The organism is Streptomyces stelliscabiei, assembly GCF_014873495.1.
GTDB classification, from domain to species: Bacteria; Actinomycetota; Actinomycetes; order Streptomycetales; family Streptomycetaceae; genus Streptomyces; species Streptomyces bottropensis.
On the sequence record NZ_JADBGF010000001.1, the window covers coordinates 7,854,597 to 7,872,172 of the forward strand.

A 17,576-nucleotide genomic window follows, 5' to 3' on the forward strand; every position below is an offset into this window, starting at 1 on the left:
GGGGCACGGCTGTGACCTTGCCCTCCCTGGGGTGACCTTGAAATCGGGTGGGTTACCTGCCGGTCACTTACGGGTCGAGGATGAACGTCGTGGGGCGGTCCGCCGTACCTGGTGCCACGCGGCCCGTGCGCCTCCGACGGCACGGTCACCGGGCCGCCCGAGGACAGGAGCGACCCATGGCCGAGAAGTACTTCACCGTGTCCGGGATGAGCTGTGGCCACTGCGCCACGAGCGTCACCGAGGAGGTCGCCGCGGTGCCCGGCGTGAGCGAGGTCGACGTCGACGTACGCGCCGGCCTGGTGACCGTACGCGGCGAGTCGGCCGACGACGCGGCCGTACGCGCGGCGATCGTCGAGGCGGGCTACGAGGTCGCCGAGGTCGTACGGCGGGCCGCGGCCTGAGCCGGGAAGCGGGAAGGGAAGGCGCCCGAACGTTGCCGGAACACGGCAATGAACGCATCCCCGCACCCGTGTGAGGATCCTTCCGAGCCGGAGACCGGCGACGGGGCGGGAGGGGGACGGCGCGTATGGCCTGGTTCTTCGGACTCGGCATCACGGGGGGCGCGCTGCTCGTCCTGTCGCTGGTCCTCGACGGGGTGCTCGACGGCGCGTTCGACGGTGCGCTCGACGGCGTCCTGGACGGGTGGCTGTCGTTGCCGGTCGTCGCCGGATTCCTGGCGGCGACCGGATTCGGCGGGGTTCTCGCCACCGAGCCGCTGGACGCGGGCCCGGTGGCCGCGATCGGATGCGGTGCGGTGCTGGGGGCCGGCACGGCCTGGCCGACGTACCGCTGCGGCCGGGCCCTGGCGCGTGATCGGACGGCTCTCGCCCCGCGGGACGGGGACCTGGTGGGCACCGCGGGCCGTGTGGTGACCGCCATTCCCGCCGACGGGTTCGGCGAGGTGCTGCCCCAGGTCGTCGCCAAGGCGTCCGAACCGCTCTCCGCCGTGGAGAAGATGACCGTCATTCGGGCTGCGTTAGGATTCCTTACCGAGCACCAACGCTCTGGTGAGCGCTCATTTGCTCATCCGTTCGAGTGGTAGTCGGTGATCACCGACATGCGTGTGGTACTGGCCCGCGACCGGCAGGCGCTCGTCGACCTGGTGAGCAGCACGCTCGGCCCGCTGGAGCAGGCGCGCGGCGGGGCGGTGCCCCTGCTCGACACCCTCACGGCGTACTTCGACAGCGGGTGCGTGGCCGCCTCGACCGCCCGCCGGCTCTCCCTCGGCGTGTGCGCCCTCACCTACCGGCTGGCCCGCGTCCACACCCTCACCGGGGTGGACCCGACCGACCCCATCGACCGCTACACCCTCCAGACAGCGGTCATCGGCGCCGGCCTCCTCGACTGGCCCACGAGACCCCTGAGTTCGACGCAGCCGTCTGCCCAGCCCCCTGGTGAGGGACCTCCGCGCCACCGCACTCGGTGGGGTTCGGCCATTCCCACCCCCTGGCCGGTGTGTGTCTGGCGCCGGGTGAGCAGGACGAGCATCGTGGACACCGAGGGCTTCGAGTGACGGCGCACAGGACCGGTGCGCCACGGTGATCGGGAGCCGTGGGGGACAGGTGGAGTTCCGGGTGCTGGGGCCGGTCGAGGTGTGGCTCGACGGGCAGCGGCTGCCACCGTTCCCGCGCAAGCCGACCGCGCTGCTCACCGCCGGGCTCGTGGAGGCGGGCAAGCTGGTGTCGGTCGACCGGCTGGTGGACGCCGTGTGGGGGGACCGGCCACCGGCGTCGGCGGCGAAGCTGGTGCAGGGGTATGTCCTCAAGCTGAGGCAGGTGCTCCACAGGCCGGACACCCGAGAGGTGATCAAGACCCGCCCCCGCGGCTATGTGTTCGAACCGCAGGAGGGACAGCTGGATCTGCAGCTGTTCCAGGCGCTGCTGGAGCGAGGCCACGCGGAAGCGGCCCGGGGCGAACACGGCGGTGCCGCGGATCTCTTCGAGGAGGCGCTGGCGCTCTGGAGGGGCCCCGCGCTCGGCGCTCCGACGACCTCGGTGCTCCAGGCCGAGGCGACGCGGCTGGAGGAGATCCGGCTGGCCACGGTGGAGCGCGTGCTCGACGCGCGGCTGGAACTGGGCGGGGGAGCGGAGCTGGTGGGCGACCTAACCGGGCTGGTGGCCGAACATCCGCTGCGGGAACGATTACGGGTGCAGCTCATCATCGCCCTGGACCGCTGTGGACGCCGGGCGGACGCCCTGGCTGTCTACCGGGACGGCCGTCGTCTGCTGCACACCGAGTTGGGTATCGAACCCGGCCCGGAGCTGCGGGAGGTGAACGCCCGGCTGCTGGTGGCCGACCGGCCCGCCGGAGGGGGCGCCGCGGGGGAGACGCGTGCACGGTGGGGCATGCGCACGAGGCGCGAGCCCGGCGGGGTACCGGCTCCCGTGCAGCTGCCGGCCCCGCCGAAGTGGCTGACCGGACGCGCGAGGGAAACGGCCCGTCTGGAAGCCGCGTTGCGCGAGGGCGGTGAGCACGGCCGGGTCTGTGTCGTGCACGGGATGGCGGGTGTCGGCAAGACGGCACTGGCGCTGCACGTGGCGCACCGGGTCGCGTCGGCCTTCCCGGACGGGCAGTTGCACGCCGGGCTGGGGGGTGGGGACCCGGCCCGTGCGGCCGACCCCGCCGAGGTCCTCGCGGGTTTCCTGCGCGCACTGGGCGTCGGACCGGGCCAGGTCCCCTCCTCGCTGCCCGAACGGGCGGCCGCGTTCCGTACGGTGCTGGCCGGTCTGAGGGTGCTCGTGGTGCTGGACGACGCCGCCACCGAGGAGCAGGTGCGCACCCTGCTCCCGGGCGCGGGCAGCGGGAGCGCCGTGCTGATCAGCAGCCGGAAGGCCCTGCACGGCCTGGACTGCGTCGAGCGGGTGGGCCTGGAGGTGCTGGACCCCACCCACGCCGTGCAGCTCCTGGCCCGGCTCGCGGGTCCCGCCAGGACGACGGCGGAGCCCGAGGCGGCGGCGGAGATCGCCCAGTTGTCCGGCGGGCTCCCGCTGGCCCTGCGTATCGCCGGATCCCGGCTCGGCACCCGCAGCGCCTGGCCGCTCGGCGCCCTGGCCGAGAGGCTCCGCGACGAACACGTCCGGCTGGACGAGATGGCCTCCGGGGACCTGGACGTACGGGCCGGGATCGAGGTCAGCTACCGTGCGCTGCCGGCGGCGGAACGGCTGGTCTTCCGCCGGCTCGGGATGCTGGAGTCACCGGATCTCGCGCCCTGGGTGGCCGCGCCGCTGGCGGGCATCGACGTGTCCGACGCGGAGCGTCTGGTCGACCGGCTGGCGGACGCCCATCTGCTGGAGCCGCTGGGTGCGGACCGCACCGGCCGCGTCCGCTACCGCTTCCACGACCTGGTCCGGCTGTACGCCAGGGAACGGGCCGAGCGGGAGGACACCCGGCAGGACCGGACCTCGGCGCTGTCCCGGCTGCTGCGTACCTGGCTCGCGCTCACCCGCAGGGCCGGGGACCTCGACCCCACCGGGGTGCCGCACCTCGCGCCCCAGGGTGCCGCGGAGGACGCCGACCTGGGGCTGGGCGGGCGGCTGCTCGCCGATCCGCGCGCGTGGCTCCACGCCGAGCACGGTTCGCTGGTCGCCGGGGTGGTGCTTGCGGCGCGCCTCGACCTCGACGAGGAGGCGTGCGACCTGGCCTCGGCGCTCGTCCAGGCCTCCTTCCGGGTCAACAACCAGTTCGAGGACTGGGAGCGCACCCACGACGCCGCCCTCGCGGCGGCCCGCCGGGCGGCCAATTCGCGCGGGGAGGCCGTGGTGCTCACCGGCCTCGGACAACTGCGCTACGAACAGGACCGGTTCGACGAGGCCGAACGCCACTTCCGCGAGGCACTGGCCGGGTTCGTACGCCTGGACGACCTCGGCGGCCGGGCCACGGCCCTCGCGGGGATCGCCGTCGCCGGCCGGGAGCAGGGCAACTTCGGCGAGGCGACGGCCTGTCTGGAACAGGCCCTGTCCGCGTTCGAGGAACTCGGGGACGCCGCGGGGGCGGCCGGTGCTCGCTACGACCTGGGGTCGATCCTGCGCGAGAAGGGGAACTTCGACGAAGCGACGGTCCACCTCGGCAGGGCGCTCACGATCTACCGGTCCCTCGGCAGCCGACGGGGTGAGGGGCTGGCCCTGCGGGCGATCGGACTCGTGCACCGCGCGGACGGTGACCTGACGCGCGCGGAGGAACGGTGCTCGCAGGCGCTCGACCTCCTGAGATCGGCGGGTGACCGGCTGATGGAGGCGTACGCCGTACAGGCGTTGGCCAAGGTCCGCTTCCGGCTGAAGCCCGACGACGCGGAGCTGCCCGCGCTCCTCGGCGCGCTACGGGTGTGCCGCGAGCTGGACGACGGGTTCGGCGAGGCACTGCTGCTGCGCACTCTCGGCGAACTCCACCTCGCCCAGGGGCGGGTGGACCACGCCTCGGCCTGTCTCCGGCAGGCACTGGACCTGTGGACACGGCTGCGGCATCCGGTCTTCCGCGCCCGCACCCTGCGCGATCTGTCCCGCCTCCACGAACTCGTCGGCGACCGGCCCGGCGCCCGCGCGCTGCGCCAGGAGGCGCTGCTGACGTTCCAGCTCTACGGCACCCGGGAGTACGCCGAACTACGCGCCGTCGAGGAGTCGGACCCGAGCGTCCACACGGGCTGAACCAGGACTGAACCGGCACTGCGCCCCGGCTGCACCGCCGTCGCCCACAGTGAGGGGGCAACGAAGGAGCAGGACCCGACCAAGGGGGAAGAACCCGATGCGCAAGCGCACCATCGCGGCTCTGTCCGCATCCGCCGCCCTGGCCGCCGTGGCCGTCGCGGCACCCACCGCGTCCGCCGAACCGAACCCGCCCGGCTGCGACCGGGGGGCCTTCTGCATCTACTCCGGCACGGGTCAGACCGGTTCACTGGTCGTGGAGAGCCAGGGCAACTGGTCCGGCAGCGTCAGTGGGCGTTCCGTCTTCAACAACGGCACGAGTTTCCCCGGTGCCGACCACATCCAGCTCACCTGGACCTACAACGGCGGCACGTACAGCGACTGTCTCCACTTCAACCCGGGTCCGGGCGACTACAAGTGGGACTTCGCGCCCGGCGTCGTCTTCAAGAAGGCCACCTGGCGAGGCGAGTGCTGAACCCCGCCACCGCACGCACGGCCGCCGCGGACATCCGCGGCGGCCGTGCCGTGTCCCGGGGACGGTGACCGGGCAAGCCCTCGCAGACGCCCGTCAGATGTCCGGGTAGAGACCAGCGAGCGCCGTGACCTTCCTCGATGTTCGCTTGGCGGTCGCTGACCCGTGCCGACGGCCTTTCGGTCGTTTCACGCTCGTGCCGGTCGATGGGGCCGGAAGTCCCGGAAAAGTCCCGGAGGACTCCCGCGGCTGTCCGCGCTGTCTCGGCTGTACTCGAGGTAGGGCGGCGCGGCGTGGGCTGGAGCTCGTGCACGGGTGGTCGGCCTTGCTCGAACGACAGCACGGGCTCCCCGGGCCCCTGTCGGTCGAGGAGGGCGCTCGAAACCATGAGTGAACGGCGGTGAGCCGGCCGAGTCTCGGTCGCCCCAAGGCGAGCGGTCCCTCGCACGTGCCAGGCGGGCGAAGGCGTAGGAGCTGATCGAGCGGCTCGTCGCCGAGGGGCGCGTCCGGATTCCTGATCCCGATGACGACGAGGCCGCGGGGTGCGGCGTGTCGTCAATCGCGCGAAGCGTCACGGCCAGGAGCCGGCAGGCAAACAGATCGAGAAGGTTCCTCATGGCGGGCCGAGATCGCCGAGCGGGTCGGCTGGGCAGAGATCATGTTACTGCTGGTAATGATCACGATGACGTATCCTTCTCAAGCGTTGATGGGTATCCGGGGGGCGACTGTGAGTAAATTGACGTTTAGGGTTTTGGGGCCGTTATCTGTCCAGGCTGGCGAGAAGACCACCAATCTGGGGGGGAACCGGCAGCGGACCATTCTGGCCGCGCTTCTGCTGGCCCGGAACCGGGTGGTCTCGGTGGACTCGCTCATCTATGCGGTCTGGCCCGGTGGGGCCCCTGCCACGGCACGCAACCAGATCGCGATCTGCGTGGCGGGACTGCGGAAGGTCTTCAGCGAACAAACGGGTCACACCGAGCTGATCAGTACCTCGCATCCGGGGTACGTTCTGAACAGCCTCAACCACTACGTCGACGCGGTGGAATTCGAGGAGCGCGTACGTCAGGCCAGGGACGGGGCCCGCGCGGGACGGGTCGCAGCGGCATGTGAACTGATCGGCGACGCACTCGGATTGTGGCGTGGGCCCGCCTTCGACGGTCTGGACGGCGAGCGCTTCACCGAGGAGGCGGACCGGCTCGCGTCGGTGCGGCTCAGCGCGTACGAGGAGTACACGGAGCTGCAGTTGAAGCTCGGCCACCACCGCACGATCATTCCTGAGCTGACCGCCCACGTCAGGGAGCACCCGCTGCGCGAGCAGGCCCGGGCCCATCTGGTCCTGGCTCACTACCGGGCAGGCCGCAGGGCCGATGCCCTCGCCCTCTTCCGCGAGGGCCGCGACCTGATGGCCCAGGAACTGGGTATCGAACCCGGTCCGGCCCTGCAGGCGCTGCACAACCTCGTCCTGCAGGACTCGCCCACGCTCACCCTGCCGCCGGCCAACCCGGTTCCGGCCCAGCACACCGGAGCGCCGACTCAACTCCCCGTTCAGTCCGCCTCGTTCACCGGTCGTGCGGAGGAGTTGCGGCAGTTGGACCGGATGTTGGACGAGCGGTTGGGTCAGCACCCGCTGAAGATTGGTGTCATCAGCGGGGTGAGCGGGGTGGGTAAGACCGCTCTCGCGGTGCACTGGGCCAACCAGGTCGTTGCACGCTTCCCGGATGGTCAGCTCTTCGTCGATCTACGCGGGTATCACGAGGAGGAGCCGGTATCCGCCGCCGCCGTCCTCGACCAGTTCCTGCGTGGGCTGGGCGTGCAGACCGCGCAGATTCCGGCCGATCCCGGGGAGAGGGCCGCGCTCTATCGCAGCCTGCTCGGCGGCCGTCGCGTTCTGATCGTCCTGGACAACGTCCGGGACGCCGAGCAGATACGGCCGTTGCTGCCCGGCAACGGACGCTGCTGCGTGCTGATCACCAGCCGGGATCCGATGACCGACCTGCTCGGGGATTACGCTGTTCTCGCGGTCCCGCTGCAGGTGATGACGTCCGGTGAGGCGATGTCCCTGCTCGCCGAGATCGCCGGAGACGAGCGAATCTCGGCGAGCCCGGACGCCACTGCCGATCTGGCGGAGATGTGCGACCGGCTGCCACTGGCACTGCGCATCGCCGGGGCTCGGCTCGCCGCCAAGCGGTACTGGTCCGTGCCGGACCTGGTGCGGCGCCTGCGCGACCAGCGGCGTCGCCTCGACGAGCTCAGCCTCGGCGACCAAGGGGTGCGCGCCGGCTTCCGGCTCAGCTACCGAGACCTGTCCGAGCCGGCCCGCAGGCTCTATCGGCTCATCGGTCTCCTGACGGTGTCCACCTTCGCCGGCTGGGTCACCGCCTCACTGCTCGACGCCGACGGTGACCAGGCGGAGATCCTGATCGAGGAGTTGATCGACGCCCAGCTTCTGGAGGTCGCTTCGATCGACCCCTCGCTCGGGGTGCGCTACCAGTGCCAGAACCTGCTGCGGCTCTTCGCCTGGGAGTGCGCGCTCGCCGAAGAGAGCGAGGAGGAGAGGGCGGCTGCCCTCGAACGTGTGTACGCGGCCTATCTGCATCTCGCCGATGCGGCCCACCGGCGTGAATACGGCGGTAACCACTCGTTCGAGTACGGGTTCCCGCTCGGTCGGCCGCTGCCGTCGGAGCTGGTGGACTCCCTGGTGAAGGAACCACTGGCGTGGTTCGAGTGGGAGCGCACCGCGCTGACCGACGTCATCGCGCAGGCGGCGGCCGCCGACCAGTCGGCCTACGCCTGGGGGCTCACCGTGAACGCCACGACGCTCTTCGAGGCGCGGAACTTCCTGGAGGACTGGTCCTCCTGTGCGGCGGTCTCCCTCACGTCCGCACAGCGCACCGGGGACCGGCATGGCCAGGCGACCATCCTGCGGTCCATGGGCATGCTGGCGATCTACCAGCGACAGTACAGAGATGCGGAGTCCTGGCTGGATCGATCGCTCGCTCTGTTCGAGACGGTCGACGCGCCCCACGGTCACGCGCTGGTGCTGCGCAACCTGGCCCTCTGCCGGCGGTTCTCCGGTGACCTCGCGGAAGCCGGGCGGCTGACCCGGCGTTCTCTGGAGGGGTTCCGTACGGCCGGAGATCTGGCGGGCGAATCACACGCTCTGGGACTGCTCGCCCAAATCGAACTGGAGAGCGGCAATGTGGCGGCGGGGATGGAACTGTCCACCCGGGCCATCGGCAAGAGCCGCGAAGCCGGTTCGCTCCGTGGTGAGGCGCAGAACTCCTACCGCCTCGCCGAGGCTCTGATGCTGCAGGGCAATTACCTCGCAGCCGAACAGGTGTGCTTCGAGGCGCTGGCCCTGATTCGCTCCGGCGTCGACCGGCTCGGCGAGGGGCACGTACTACGCGGGATCGGTGAGGCGCGCTGGCGCAGGGGCGCACCCTCCGAGGCCCTGCCCGTGCTGATCGAGGCCATGGAGGCCGCCGACGCCGTGAACGACCGATACCTGCGGGCGCGCGCCCAGACGGATCTCGCGTGCGCGCAGTTGCTGCTGGGGGCGCCAGAGACGGCCGAGTTGCTGGCGAGGGCGCGCAAGACCTTCGCGGAACTGGGGGCCCACGCCTGGGAGGAACGTGCGGGCGAGCTGATCAAGGTGGCGGAACGGCTTGTGGCCGCCCCTTCCGTGTTCCGGCTGACGGTCGAGGAACTGGCCCGCATCGCCGACGGCTGATCCGGTGGCGCCGGGGTCGAGCGAGGCTCCGGCGGTACGCACACCGGACGAGGCCGGCCTCATGGAGAGTGACATCCATGAGGCCGGCCTCGTCCGGTGTGGGACCGGCGGGGAGGTCGCCGGGGTGCCAGGATCAGGTCCAGGGGACCTCATCGGTTCTCGTGATGACGCCTGCGGGCAGTGCGTCCGCCGAGGAGGCCGAACGAGTCAGCACAGCCTGTACCGACGCCGCCTCGTTCGCGCTCGCCGACACGGTGCCGGTGGACACGAGGCCGAAAGCGAATGCAAAGACGATTCCGGCGGAAGCAGCTGTGCGGGTGCTACGCATCCTTTTTCTCCTCCAGGAGATCTGTGATTCCGGCGGCTTGCCGCTCGCCGGAAGAACTAGGAGGAGATTAGGAAGCGGACCTATTGCCGTGATTTCGCTCAGATATCGGCGCCGTCGGCGCCCGCGCGCCGTTCGCCCCTACGACCAGGCGCCGAGACGGGTCATCCGCTCGGCGACGCTTTCCGCCGTCGGGCTGTCCAGGTGGCCGGCGAGAGCCCCGTCGGCGAGGAAGAGGACCCGGTCCGCATAGGACGCCGCTCCCGGGTCGTGGGTCACCATCACCACGGTCTGCCCCGCCTCGTCCACGCACGTCCGCAGGAGGCCGAGGATCTCGCGGGCGGTGACCGTGTCCAGGGCGCCGGTGGGTTCGTCGCCGAAGATGACGTCCGGGCGGGTGACCAGTGCCCGGGCGATCGCCACGCGCTGCTGCTGACCGCCGGAGAGTTCGCCCGGCCGGTGTCCCGTACGGCCCGTCAGACCCACGCGTTCCAGGATCTCCTCCAACCACGTGTTCTCGATGCGCTCACCGGCCAACCGCAGTGGTAGCTCGATGTTCTGACGTACAGTCAGTGAAGGGACCAGGTTGAACGACTGGAAGACGAAGCCGATCTGCCGGCGACGCAGTTTGGTCAGTGCCGTCTCGCCCAGCCGGCTCAGCTCGACTCCTCCGACACTGGCGGAACCGGAGGTCGGCCGGTCGAGCCCCGCAGCACAGTGCAGAAAAGTGGACTTGCCGGATCCGGAAGGTCCCATGACCGCGGTGAAGGAGCCTCGCGGAATCTCCACCGAGACCTGGTCGAGCGCGCGGACTTGGGTACCGTCCTTCCCGTACACCTTGCTGACGCCGGTCAGCGTCAGAGCGGGCGACCTACGGCGCTCGCCGTCACGGGACGGGGCACCACTGATTTCGGTCCGCATGGGGGGATGGTCCTCTCGTGTGCAGAGCGTTACCCGCCAAGCCTGCCTGGCTGTTCTCTGAAGTTTCTATGTGGCGTGGCACATTCCGGGCGCCGACCGGAGATCGGCTCGAAATCGAAGCGATAATGCGCCAAAAGCGGCCACCCCTACCGTGGATGGCAGTGCTCACCGCACTGTCAACCGAACGGGGTTAACCATGGACTTCCGAGTTCTCGGTCCGATCGAGGCGAGACGGGGTGACACTCGTATCCCGCTCTCCGGGTCGAAGGTGCATACCGTGCTCGCCGCCCTGCTGCTCGCCCGGGGACGGGTTGTGTCCGATTCTCGGCTCAGCGCGCTGCTGTGGGGATGGGAACCGCCCGCCACGGCCGGCGCGCAGATCTATACCTACATGTCGCGGCTGCGGAAGCGGCTCGGCGACGAGGTCGAGATCATTCGTCGTCCGCCCGGCTACCTGATGGTCGCGCAGGGCAGCCGGATCGACCTGCTGGAGTTCGAGCAATTGGAGCAGGAAGGCCGCGCCGCGCTCGGGGCACGGCGGTACGAGGACGCCGCCCGCCTGCTGGACCGCGCCCTGACGCTGTGGCACGGGCCCGCACTGAGCAACGCCACCCACTATCTGCAGGACATGGAGCTGCCGCAGCTGGCGGAGGGGCGAACCCTGGCCCTCGAAGCACGCATCGAGGCGGACCTGGCGCTCGGCCGCCACGAAGAGGTCGTCGCCGAACTCATCGGCCTGGTGGCCCGGTTCCCGGTGCGCGAACAGCTCCGGGCTCAGCTGATGACCGCCTTGTACCGCTGCGGCCGACAGGCCGACGCGCTGCACGTCTACCACGAAGGCCGGGGCATGCTCGCGGATCAGCTCGGGGTCGATCCGGGTGAGGCCCTCGACGCCACCTATCAGGCGGTGCTGACCGGAAGCATCGGGCTGGAGTCACCCCCTCTGATCGCTCTGCGCGAGGGGTTCCCGGCCGCCTCGGCGCCCGCGATGCTGCCGCCCGACGTGGAGGACTTCGTCGGGCGCGCCGACGAAGTGGCCGCGCTGCGGGCCGTCCTGGAACCGGACGACTCCCCGGGCTGGCGTCCCCGTCGTTGTCTGCTGACCGGGATGGCCGGCATCGGCAAGACGGCACTCGCCGTCCGGGCGGCGCATCTCGGCGCCGCCCACTACCCGGACGGTCAGCTGTACGTGGAGCTGCGTGAGCCGGACGGTACGCCGCGCGACCCCTGCGCCGCCCTGGTCCGCCTGTTGCGGGCCCTCGGCGAGCCCCGGATCGACTCCCAGGTGGACCATGACGACCTGGACGAACTCATCCGCCTCTACCGTGCACGCACGGCCGACAAGCGGATGCTCGTCGTCCTCGACGACGCCGTGGGCGATCTCCAACTACAGCCGCTGATGCCGAGCACGGTGACGGCCTCGGTACTGATCACCTGCCGTACCCATCTCACACAGGTGCCCGGCGCCCAGACGATCCGGGTCGGGCCGCTGGACACGCGAGGGTCCCGAGCGCTGCTCGCCTCCGCTGCGGGCCGGGAGCGGATCTCGGCGGACCCGGGCGCCACCGACGCGCTCGTGGACCACTGCGCCGGCCTGCCTCTGGCGCTGCGCATCACCGGCACCCGGCTGGCGGCCCGGCCGCACTGGTCGCCGGCCCGGCTGGCCGCGCGGCTCGCCGATCCGCGGACCAGGCTGGACGAGTTGCGCTTCGGGGATCTGAGCGTGCGGCGGGCCTTGGCGCGTTCGCTGTCGCCGCTGTCCGCGACCGGACTCGCGGCGCTGCGTGGTCTGGCCCGGTTCAGCAGCGGTGGCTGCACGGCCCAGGAGATGGCGATGGTGCTGGAGATCAGCGAGAGCGAGGCCGAACGCGGGCTCGAGGAACTCGTCGACACGGCGCTGTTGAACATCGACGGCCTGGACATGCAGGGGCGGCCGATCTACCTCTGTCATGGACTGGTACGGCTGTTCGCCCGGGAGCTGGATCAGCCAGGGCGGCTCCCGCTGCAGCGGCGCGTGGCCAGAGAGGTCGCGTAGTAATCGCGCGGGCGGCCGGTCACCAGGACCTGCTGGCGCGGCGGAAGACGGGTGTGAACCGGTCGACCGCCGGGAGGATCACGGTCCTCACGACCGACCACGCGTCGCGGACCACCCTTTCCCGGGGTGGCCGCTGCTCGCTGGTCACGGCCGCCGCAGTGATCTCCCACACCGCCGCCACGGCCGCGGCGGCCCACACCTCGCAGGCCGGCCGGGCCGGGCGCGCCACCGCCTTGCCCGCGTCGAGCCGTCCCGCGAGGGCGGCGATCTCCCGGCGTCGCATGTCGGCCGCGAGTCTCGGTTCCGGCCAGGTGAAGAGGGTCGCCGAGCTCGGGTGGTCGTACACATGGCGTACCCAGGCGGAGATCCGCAGGCGCTCGCGGGTCTCCCAGTCGAACGAGGTGCCCGGGTCGGCGGCCTCCACGGCGGCTGCGAGCTTGTCGAGGTACTCCACCCACTCGGCGTCGTGTTCGCGCACGGCCTCGGGCAGCGGGGCAGAGGGCATCTCCACAGTCATGACAGATCCTTGTCTCAGTGTGTTTTCGGATGGAGCTCGACGGTCGGATCGGTGGGTGCCGGTGGGGTCGCCACTGCCGCCACGTATCCCTCGCCCACGTCGAGGTCCGCCACCGACCACGCGGTGGCCCGGCCCCGGTGCGCATGGCTGATCAGCACCGGGCCGGGGTCGTCGAGATGGGTTTCCAGGCGGTTCAGCCGGGTTCCGACGAGGCCGGTGCCCAGGGCTTTGACCACCGCCTCCTTCCGGGTCCAGCCGCGCAGGAGGAGCCGGTCGCGCTGCTCTCCCGGCGGCACGGAGTGGACGGCCGCGCGCTCGCGGTCCGTCAGCGCGAGCTCGGCCATGGCGTCCGTGCACGAACGCAGCGCCTCCACGTCCACGCCCACCCGGGCCGCCGTGCCCAGCGCGAGGAGGCCGCGGCCGGTCGTGCGCGAGAGGCTGATGGCGAGGGGAGTATCGGGGTGGGCGAGGCGCGGCGGGCCGTGGCGCGGATCACCGCAGCCGGGGCAAGCCTCCCGGCCCAGGACGATCTCGCTCGCGGGGACGCCGAGCAGTGCGCCCAGTGCCCGTCGGGCGGCGGCCCTGGTGCGGGCGAAAGCGGCGGCGGCCGACTCGTCCCGGAAGAGCCGGAGCCGTTCGCGCTCGGTGGCCCCGAGCAGGGCCACGTCGTCCGGGTCGACGCGGTCGGGCAGCTCCCACCACCACACCCGCGTCGCGGCCGGCTGCTGGGGGAGCGGTGCCGAGCCGATGAGTGAGGGCATCTTCTCCGCTCCCTCAGGCCGACAGCAGCGTGGCCTGGATCAGGCGCAGCAGCGCCGGCCGATGCCGCTCCAGGTAGAAGTGGCCGCCGGGGTAGACCCGGTGGTTGAATCCGCCGGAGGTGAGCTCCGCCCACTTCAGGGCGTCCTCGACGGGGACCAGCGGGTCACGGTCTCCGACCAGGGCCGTGATCGGGGCGTGCAGGACGTCCAGTTCGGGCAGGACGGGCCGGTAGGCCGCGCTGAGCCGGTAGTCGGCCCGCAGCGCCGGCAGCAGCAGTGCCGCGAGTTCGGGGTCGTCCAGGAGTTCCGTGTGCGGCGCGCCCAGTCGCTGGATCTCGGCGATCAGGGCCGGGTCGTCGTACGCCTCGATGTCGACCGGCTCGCCCACGTGCGGTGCCGAGGCTCCCGAGACGAAGATGCGCTGCGGGCCGTGCCCGTGCAGCTGTTCGAGGCGGCGGGCGACTTCGTAGGCGACGTCCGAGCCGAGACTGTGTCCGAAAAAGGCGTACGGCAGGTCGAGGTGCGGGCGCAGTGCCTCGGCGATCCGGTCCGCGAGCTCGTCCATCCGCTCGACGGGCGGTTCGCGGAACCGATCCTGGCGTGCGGGGAGCGTGGCCGCCAGGACCTCGATCCCGGTGGGCAGGCCCTCGGTCCAGTCGCGGTACAGGCTGGCGGCGCCGCCGGCGTGGGGGAAACACACCAGCCGTACCCGCGGGTGCGAGGTGCGGACCTGGCGCCGGAACCAACGCGCGGAGTCCGCCGCCGGGGCGACGCTGAGGAGGTCTGCGGGGAGGGTCATCGGTTCTCCGTCGGACGAGAGCTGGAGGCGTTCGGCTCGTGGCGGCCGCTGCTCAGCCGGTCATGGCGACGAGCACCCGTCGGCTTCCCGTGAAGGGACGACGGCCGTGCCCGACGAGGACGTTGTCGATGACCAGCAGGTCACCGGTGTTCCAGTCCACGTCCACGGCGGTTTCCAGGCCGCGGTCGCGGATCTGCAGGACGTGGGCGTCGGGGATGGGGGTGCCGTCGGCGAAGGTCACGTACTGCGGCAGGTCCTCCGGCGGGAGAAGCTGGGCGAGCGCACCGGCCGCCTCGTCGCCCAGGGCCGCCGGGTGCCACTGGTCGGCCTGGTTGAACCAGACCTCGGCGCCGGTGACGGGGTGCCGGACGGTGGCCGGACGCACCAGGCTGATCCGAAGTCCGCCGTCGGGCCGCCAGGCCCACTCGGCCTCCGTGCCGTTCAGGTACTCCTCGACGGCAGTCCGGTCGCCGGTCTCGAAGGTGTCCTGCCAGCTCTTGCCGAGCCCCATTCCGTCGTGGAGGTTCTGGGTGTAGCGAACGCCGGCCGAGAAGGCTTCACGGACCTCGGCGTCCAGGGCGGCCAGCCAGGCCTCGCCGTCGACGACCGGAGTGGCGCCGCCGGTCTCGGCCGCCTGCTCACAGAAGAAGGCGAGCCGGCTGGGCCAGGTCTCCGCGTAGGACAGCTCGTTGTGCATGGAGATCGTGAACTGCTGCGGGTACTCGGTCGAGGTGTAGAGGTTGTCGCCGACCTTGGTGCGGGGTGAGTTGCCGTGCACGTAGGCCAGCCGGTCGGGCAGGACGAGGTCGAGGGCCCGGTCGACGGTGTCCACCGTGAGTCCGAAGCCCCGGAAGACCAGGGCCCGGTGCTCGATCAGGAGACGTCCGACGCGCTCGTCGTCGGCGAGGAAGGACAGCAGCCCCTCGGGGGTGGCCGGGGTACCGGTGTCCGCGGAGGTCAGCTCCAGCAGGGGCGTGCCGGCGGTCGTCGTGGTCACGTCGCTCACTTCTCTCACTTCTCGTCGGGTACGGGGTGGGGGGTCGTGTCGTCGGCGGGGGCCTCGCGGTCCGCCTGTTCCGGCAGGGGAGCGGCCGGCAGGAGGAAGGACAACAGGGCGATCAGCCCCATGGCGGCGGCCGCGGCGAACACCGTCGTACCGCTGCCGAAACTCTCCAGGGCGAACCCGCCCGCGACGGTGCCGAGTGACGAGGCGCCCGTGGCGATCAGGCCCATGGCGGCTCCGACCCTGCCCTGCAGCCGGTCGGGGGTGACCGTCACCTGGTAGATGCCGCCGGCGACGTTGGTGACGCTGCCGATCATGGCGGCCCCCAGGAAGATCAGGCCGAGCAGGATCGGATCGGCGGTCAGGCCGACCAGCGGCATGAGCAGCGCCCAGCCGACGGCTCCGCCGATCAGCAGCCCGCGCAGGCTGATCCGGCGCATCCACCAGGAACCCGTCAGCGCGCCGAACAAGCCCCCCAGTCCGCTGACCGCGGTGATGACGCCGACGACGCCCGCCGAACCGCCGTCCTCCTTGATGATGACGATCAAGGCCAGCGAGAGGACCTGGAAGAGCAGGTTGGAGCCGCTGATCAACAGCATGCCGCTGCGGAGGAAACGTTGCCGCCAGGTCCAGCCCAGACCCTCGCGCAGCTCCGCGGTGATGTTGCCGGGCTGCTGGGTGCGCTCCTCCTGGAACTTCTTGCGGATCAACAGCAGGGAGACCAGCGAGACGGCGTGCGCGACCGTCGCGAGGAGGAACGGAGCCGAGCGGCTCAGCGCGTACAGGACGCTGCCGCCCGGCTGGCCGAGGAGCCCCGCCGCCTGGGTGCGCGCCTCGTTGGCGGACAGGGCCTGGGCCAGTTGTCCGGACGGGACGAGGTGACGTACCCCGGCCCGCTCGGCCAGCCGGTAGAAGATGGCCAGACTTCCCTGCACGAAAGCGGCGGCCATCAGCAGCCAGATCCACACATGCCCGGCGAGCACGGCCGCGGCGACCGCGCCGGTGGCGAGCAGCGCACCCAGGTCGCAGAAGATCATCAGTCGGCGACGGTCGAACCGGTCGACCAGCGCACCGGCGTGCATCTGCACCAGGAGGTTCGGAAGCAGGGCGGCGAAGCCCACCAGACCCGCTGAACTCGCCGACCCGGTGGTCCAGATGACCAGCAGCGGATACGCGATGCCGCTGACCCTGGCACCCAGGGCGGTGGCTGCCGCGCCGATCCAGAGCAGGACGAAGTCACGGTTGCCGCGCAGCGGTGACCCGTGCGATGAGTCCGGCTCCGGCTCGGCGGCTCTCGCGGTGGACGGTACGGTCGTCACGGCCTCGCCTCTCCACCGGTCGCGTCGGCCACGGCTCCGTGCCGGATCCACTCCAGCACCGCCATGGCGCTGTGCATCTTGTTCTCCGCCTGGTCGAAGGCGATGCTCGCGGGCCCGTCGAGTACCTCGGCGGTCACCTCCTCGCCCCGATGGGCGGGCAGGTCGTGCAGGAACAGAGCCTTCGGCGCGTGGTCCCACAGCGCCTGCGTGACCTGGAACGGCGCGAAGAGTTCACGCCAGTTCGGGTCGGGCTTGCTGGTGCCGGTCGTCTGCCAGCGGGTGGTGTAGACGGCGTCGAGTTCACCAGGCAGGCCGTCCATGTCATGGGCCTCGGAGATCCGGGACCCGTACCGCTCGGCCTGTTCCCGGGCGCGGTCAAGGATCGTCCGGTGCACGCCGTAGCCGGCCGGGGTGCGCAGTTCGAGGCTGGTGCCCGGGAAGCGGGTGAGGGCGAGGGCGAGGGCCGCCGCCGAGTTGTTGCCCTCACCGACGTACAGCAGGTTCAGCCCCTCGATCCGGCCGAACGCCAGTTGGAGCGTGGTCAGGTCGGTGAGTCCCTGGGTGGGGTGCTCGGCGGCGCTCATGGCGTTGACCACCGGCAGGCGTCCGCCGCCGGACAGACCGGCGAGCTCCTCGTCGGACCCGGCGGTGCGGGCGACGAGCACGTCGAGCATCCGGGACATGACCCGTCCGGTGTCCTCGACGGTCTCACCGGTGTTGACCTGGAGGTCGTCGGGCCCGTACGTGACGATCTGCGCGCCGAGGCGCAGCGCCCCGGCCGAGAAGGCGGTACGGGTGCGGGTGGACGTCTTCTTGAAGTAGATGCCGGCGACCCAGCCCGTGAGCGGACGCTCGTCCGCCCCGGCACCGGAGGCGAAATGGGCGCCGCGGGTGACGATGGAGCGCAGGTCCTCGTCGGTGAGGTCGTCTATGGACAGCAGCCGGCGGGCGGATACGGAGATGGTCATGTGGTCCCGTCCTTCGCGGATGGTGGGGAGGGTGGGAATGGCGCGGGGGGTGCGGGGCCGGCCCGGGGGCGGCGGCCGGCCCCGCACGG

The 17,576-nt window shown here is 71.3% G+C and carries 13 protein-coding genes and 1 pseudogene; 7 read left to right on the forward strand and 7 right to left on the reverse strand.

Annotation, left to right across the window (positions count from 1 at the left end; genetic code table 11):
- Positions 1–176: 176 nt before the first annotated feature.
- From H4687_RS34770 to H4687_RS34795, 6 genes and pseudogenes are all read left to right on the forward strand, one after another.
- Positions 177–401, forward strand: a complete 225-nt coding sequence (locus tag H4687_RS34770) for a heavy-metal-associated domain-containing protein (protein ID WP_046913209.1) — start codon at positions 177–179, stop codon at positions 399–401.
- Positions 402–526: 125 nt separating this feature from the next.
- A complete protein-coding gene (locus tag H4687_RS34775) occupies positions 527–1,042 on the forward strand; it encodes a hypothetical protein (RefSeq protein ID WP_046913208.1) in 516 nt (171 codons plus the stop codon).
- Between the two features lie 24 nt (positions 1,043–1,066).
- A pseudogene (locus tag H4687_RS34780) lies at positions 1,067–1,363 on the forward strand (PucR family transcriptional regulator); the annotation flags it as partial.
- Positions 1,364–1,538: 175 nt separating this feature from the next.
- Positions 1,539–4,640 (forward strand): AfsR/SARP family transcriptional regulator, encoded by a 3,102-nt coding sequence (locus tag H4687_RS34785; protein WP_233443584.1) that lies wholly within the window; start codon positions 1,539–1,541, stop codon positions 4,638–4,640.
- 97 nt (positions 4,641–4,737) lie between these two features.
- Positions 4,738–5,112 carry a peptidase inhibitor family I36 protein gene (locus H4687_RS34790; protein WP_005481816.1) on the forward strand — a complete coding sequence of 125 codons (375 nt, stop codon included), beginning with the start codon at positions 4,738–4,740 and terminating at the stop codon, positions 5,110–5,112.
- 655 nt (positions 5,113–5,767) lie between these two features.
- Entirely contained in the window at positions 5,768–8,839 is a 3,072-nt protein-coding gene (locus tag H4687_RS34795; protein ID WP_101953134.1) for an AfsR/SARP family transcriptional regulator, read from the forward strand.
- A 466-nt stretch (positions 8,840–9,305) separates the two neighbouring features.
- On the opposite strand, the gene H4687_RS34800 is transcribed toward H4687_RS34795, so the two are convergent.
- Positions 9,306–10,085, reverse strand: coding sequence for an ABC transporter ATP-binding protein (locus tag H4687_RS34800; protein WP_046913206.1), 780 nt, complete (start codon positions 10,083–10,085; stop codon positions 9,306–9,308).
- Positions 10,086–10,362: 277 nt separating this feature from the next.
- Here H4687_RS34800 and H4687_RS34805 point away from each other — a divergent pair, with 277 nt between their 5' ends.
- A complete protein-coding gene (locus H4687_RS34805) occupies positions 10,363–12,120 on the forward strand; it encodes an AfsR/SARP family transcriptional regulator (protein ID WP_233443585.1) in 1,758 nt (585 codons plus the stop codon).
- 19 nt (positions 12,121–12,139) lie between these two features.
- Here the strand turns inward: H4687_RS34805 and H4687_RS34810 are convergent, their stop codons facing one another.
- From H4687_RS34810 to H4687_RS34835, 6 genes are read right to left on the reverse strand one after another with little or no spacing between them, the layout of a single operon-like run.
- On the reverse strand, positions 12,140–12,637 hold the full coding sequence (locus tag H4687_RS34810; protein WP_050399311.1) for a hypothetical protein: 498 nt from the start codon (positions 12,635–12,637) through the stop codon (positions 12,140–12,142).
- Positions 12,638–12,651: 14 nt separating this feature from the next.
- Positions 12,652–13,398 (reverse strand): 4'-phosphopantetheinyl transferase family protein, encoded by a 747-nt coding sequence (locus H4687_RS34815; protein ID WP_046913204.1) that lies wholly within the window; start codon positions 13,396–13,398, stop codon positions 12,652–12,654.
- A gap of 13 nt (positions 13,399–13,411) precedes the next feature.
- The gene (locus H4687_RS34820; RefSeq protein WP_052768269.1) at positions 13,412–14,197 is read right to left on the reverse strand and encodes a thioesterase II family protein; all 786 of its coding nucleotides are present in this window, start codon (positions 14,195–14,197) and stop codon (positions 13,412–13,414) included.
- A 52-nt stretch (positions 14,198–14,249) separates the two neighbouring features.
- The gene (locus tag H4687_RS34825; RefSeq protein WP_046913224.1) at positions 14,250–15,194 is read right to left on the reverse strand and encodes a TauD/TfdA family dioxygenase; all 945 of its coding nucleotides are present in this window, start codon (positions 15,192–15,194) and stop codon (positions 14,250–14,252) included.
- Between the two features lie 14 nt (positions 15,195–15,208).
- A complete protein-coding gene (locus tag H4687_RS34830; RefSeq protein WP_199813385.1) occupies positions 15,209–16,519 on the reverse strand; it encodes an MFS transporter in 1,311 nt (436 codons plus the stop codon).
- On the reverse strand, positions 16,516–17,487 hold the full coding sequence (locus H4687_RS34835) for an ornithine carbamoyltransferase (RefSeq protein WP_046913222.1): 972 nt from the start codon (positions 17,485–17,487) through the stop codon (positions 16,516–16,518). The genes H4687_RS34830 and H4687_RS34835 overlap by 4 nt, the downstream gene beginning before the upstream one ends.
- Positions 17,488–17,576 lie beyond the last annotated feature (89 nt).

What these genes read in the sequence shown, in the direction of transcription:
- H4687_RS34770 (WP_046913209.1), top strand. Translation starts at nt 177, where the DNA reads ATGGCCGAGAAGTACTTCACCGTGTCCGGGATGAGCTGTGGCCACTGC.
- H4687_RS34775 (WP_046913208.1), top strand. Translation starts at nt 527, where the DNA reads ATGGCCTGGTTCTTCGGACTCGGCATCACGGGGGGCGCGCTGCTCGTC.
- H4687_RS34790 (WP_005481816.1), top strand. Translation starts at nt 4,738, where the DNA reads ATGCGCAAGCGCACCATCGCGGCTCTGTCCGCATCCGCCGCCCTGGCC.
- H4687_RS34795 (WP_101953134.1), top strand. Translation starts at nt 5,768, where the DNA reads ATGTTACTGCTGGTAATGATCACGATGACGTATCCTTCTCAAGCGTTG.
- H4687_RS34800 (WP_046913206.1), bottom strand. Translation starts at nt 10,085, where the DNA reads ATGCGGACCGAAATCAGTGGTGCCCCGTCCCGTGACGGCGAGCGCCGT.
- H4687_RS34810 (WP_050399311.1), bottom strand. Translation starts at nt 12,637, where the DNA reads ATGACTGTGGAGATGCCCTCTGCCCCGCTGCCCGAGGCCGTGCGCGAA.
- H4687_RS34815 (WP_046913204.1), bottom strand. Translation starts at nt 13,398, where the DNA reads ATGCCCTCACTCATCGGCTCGGCACCGCTCCCCCAGCAGCCGGCCGCG.
- H4687_RS34820 (WP_052768269.1), bottom strand. Translation starts at nt 14,197, where the DNA reads ATGACCCTCCCCGCAGACCTCCTCAGCGTCGCCCCGGCGGCGGACTCC.
- H4687_RS34835 (WP_046913222.1), bottom strand. Translation starts at nt 17,487, where the DNA reads ATGACCATCTCCGTATCCGCCCGCCGGCTGCTGTCCATAGACGACCTC.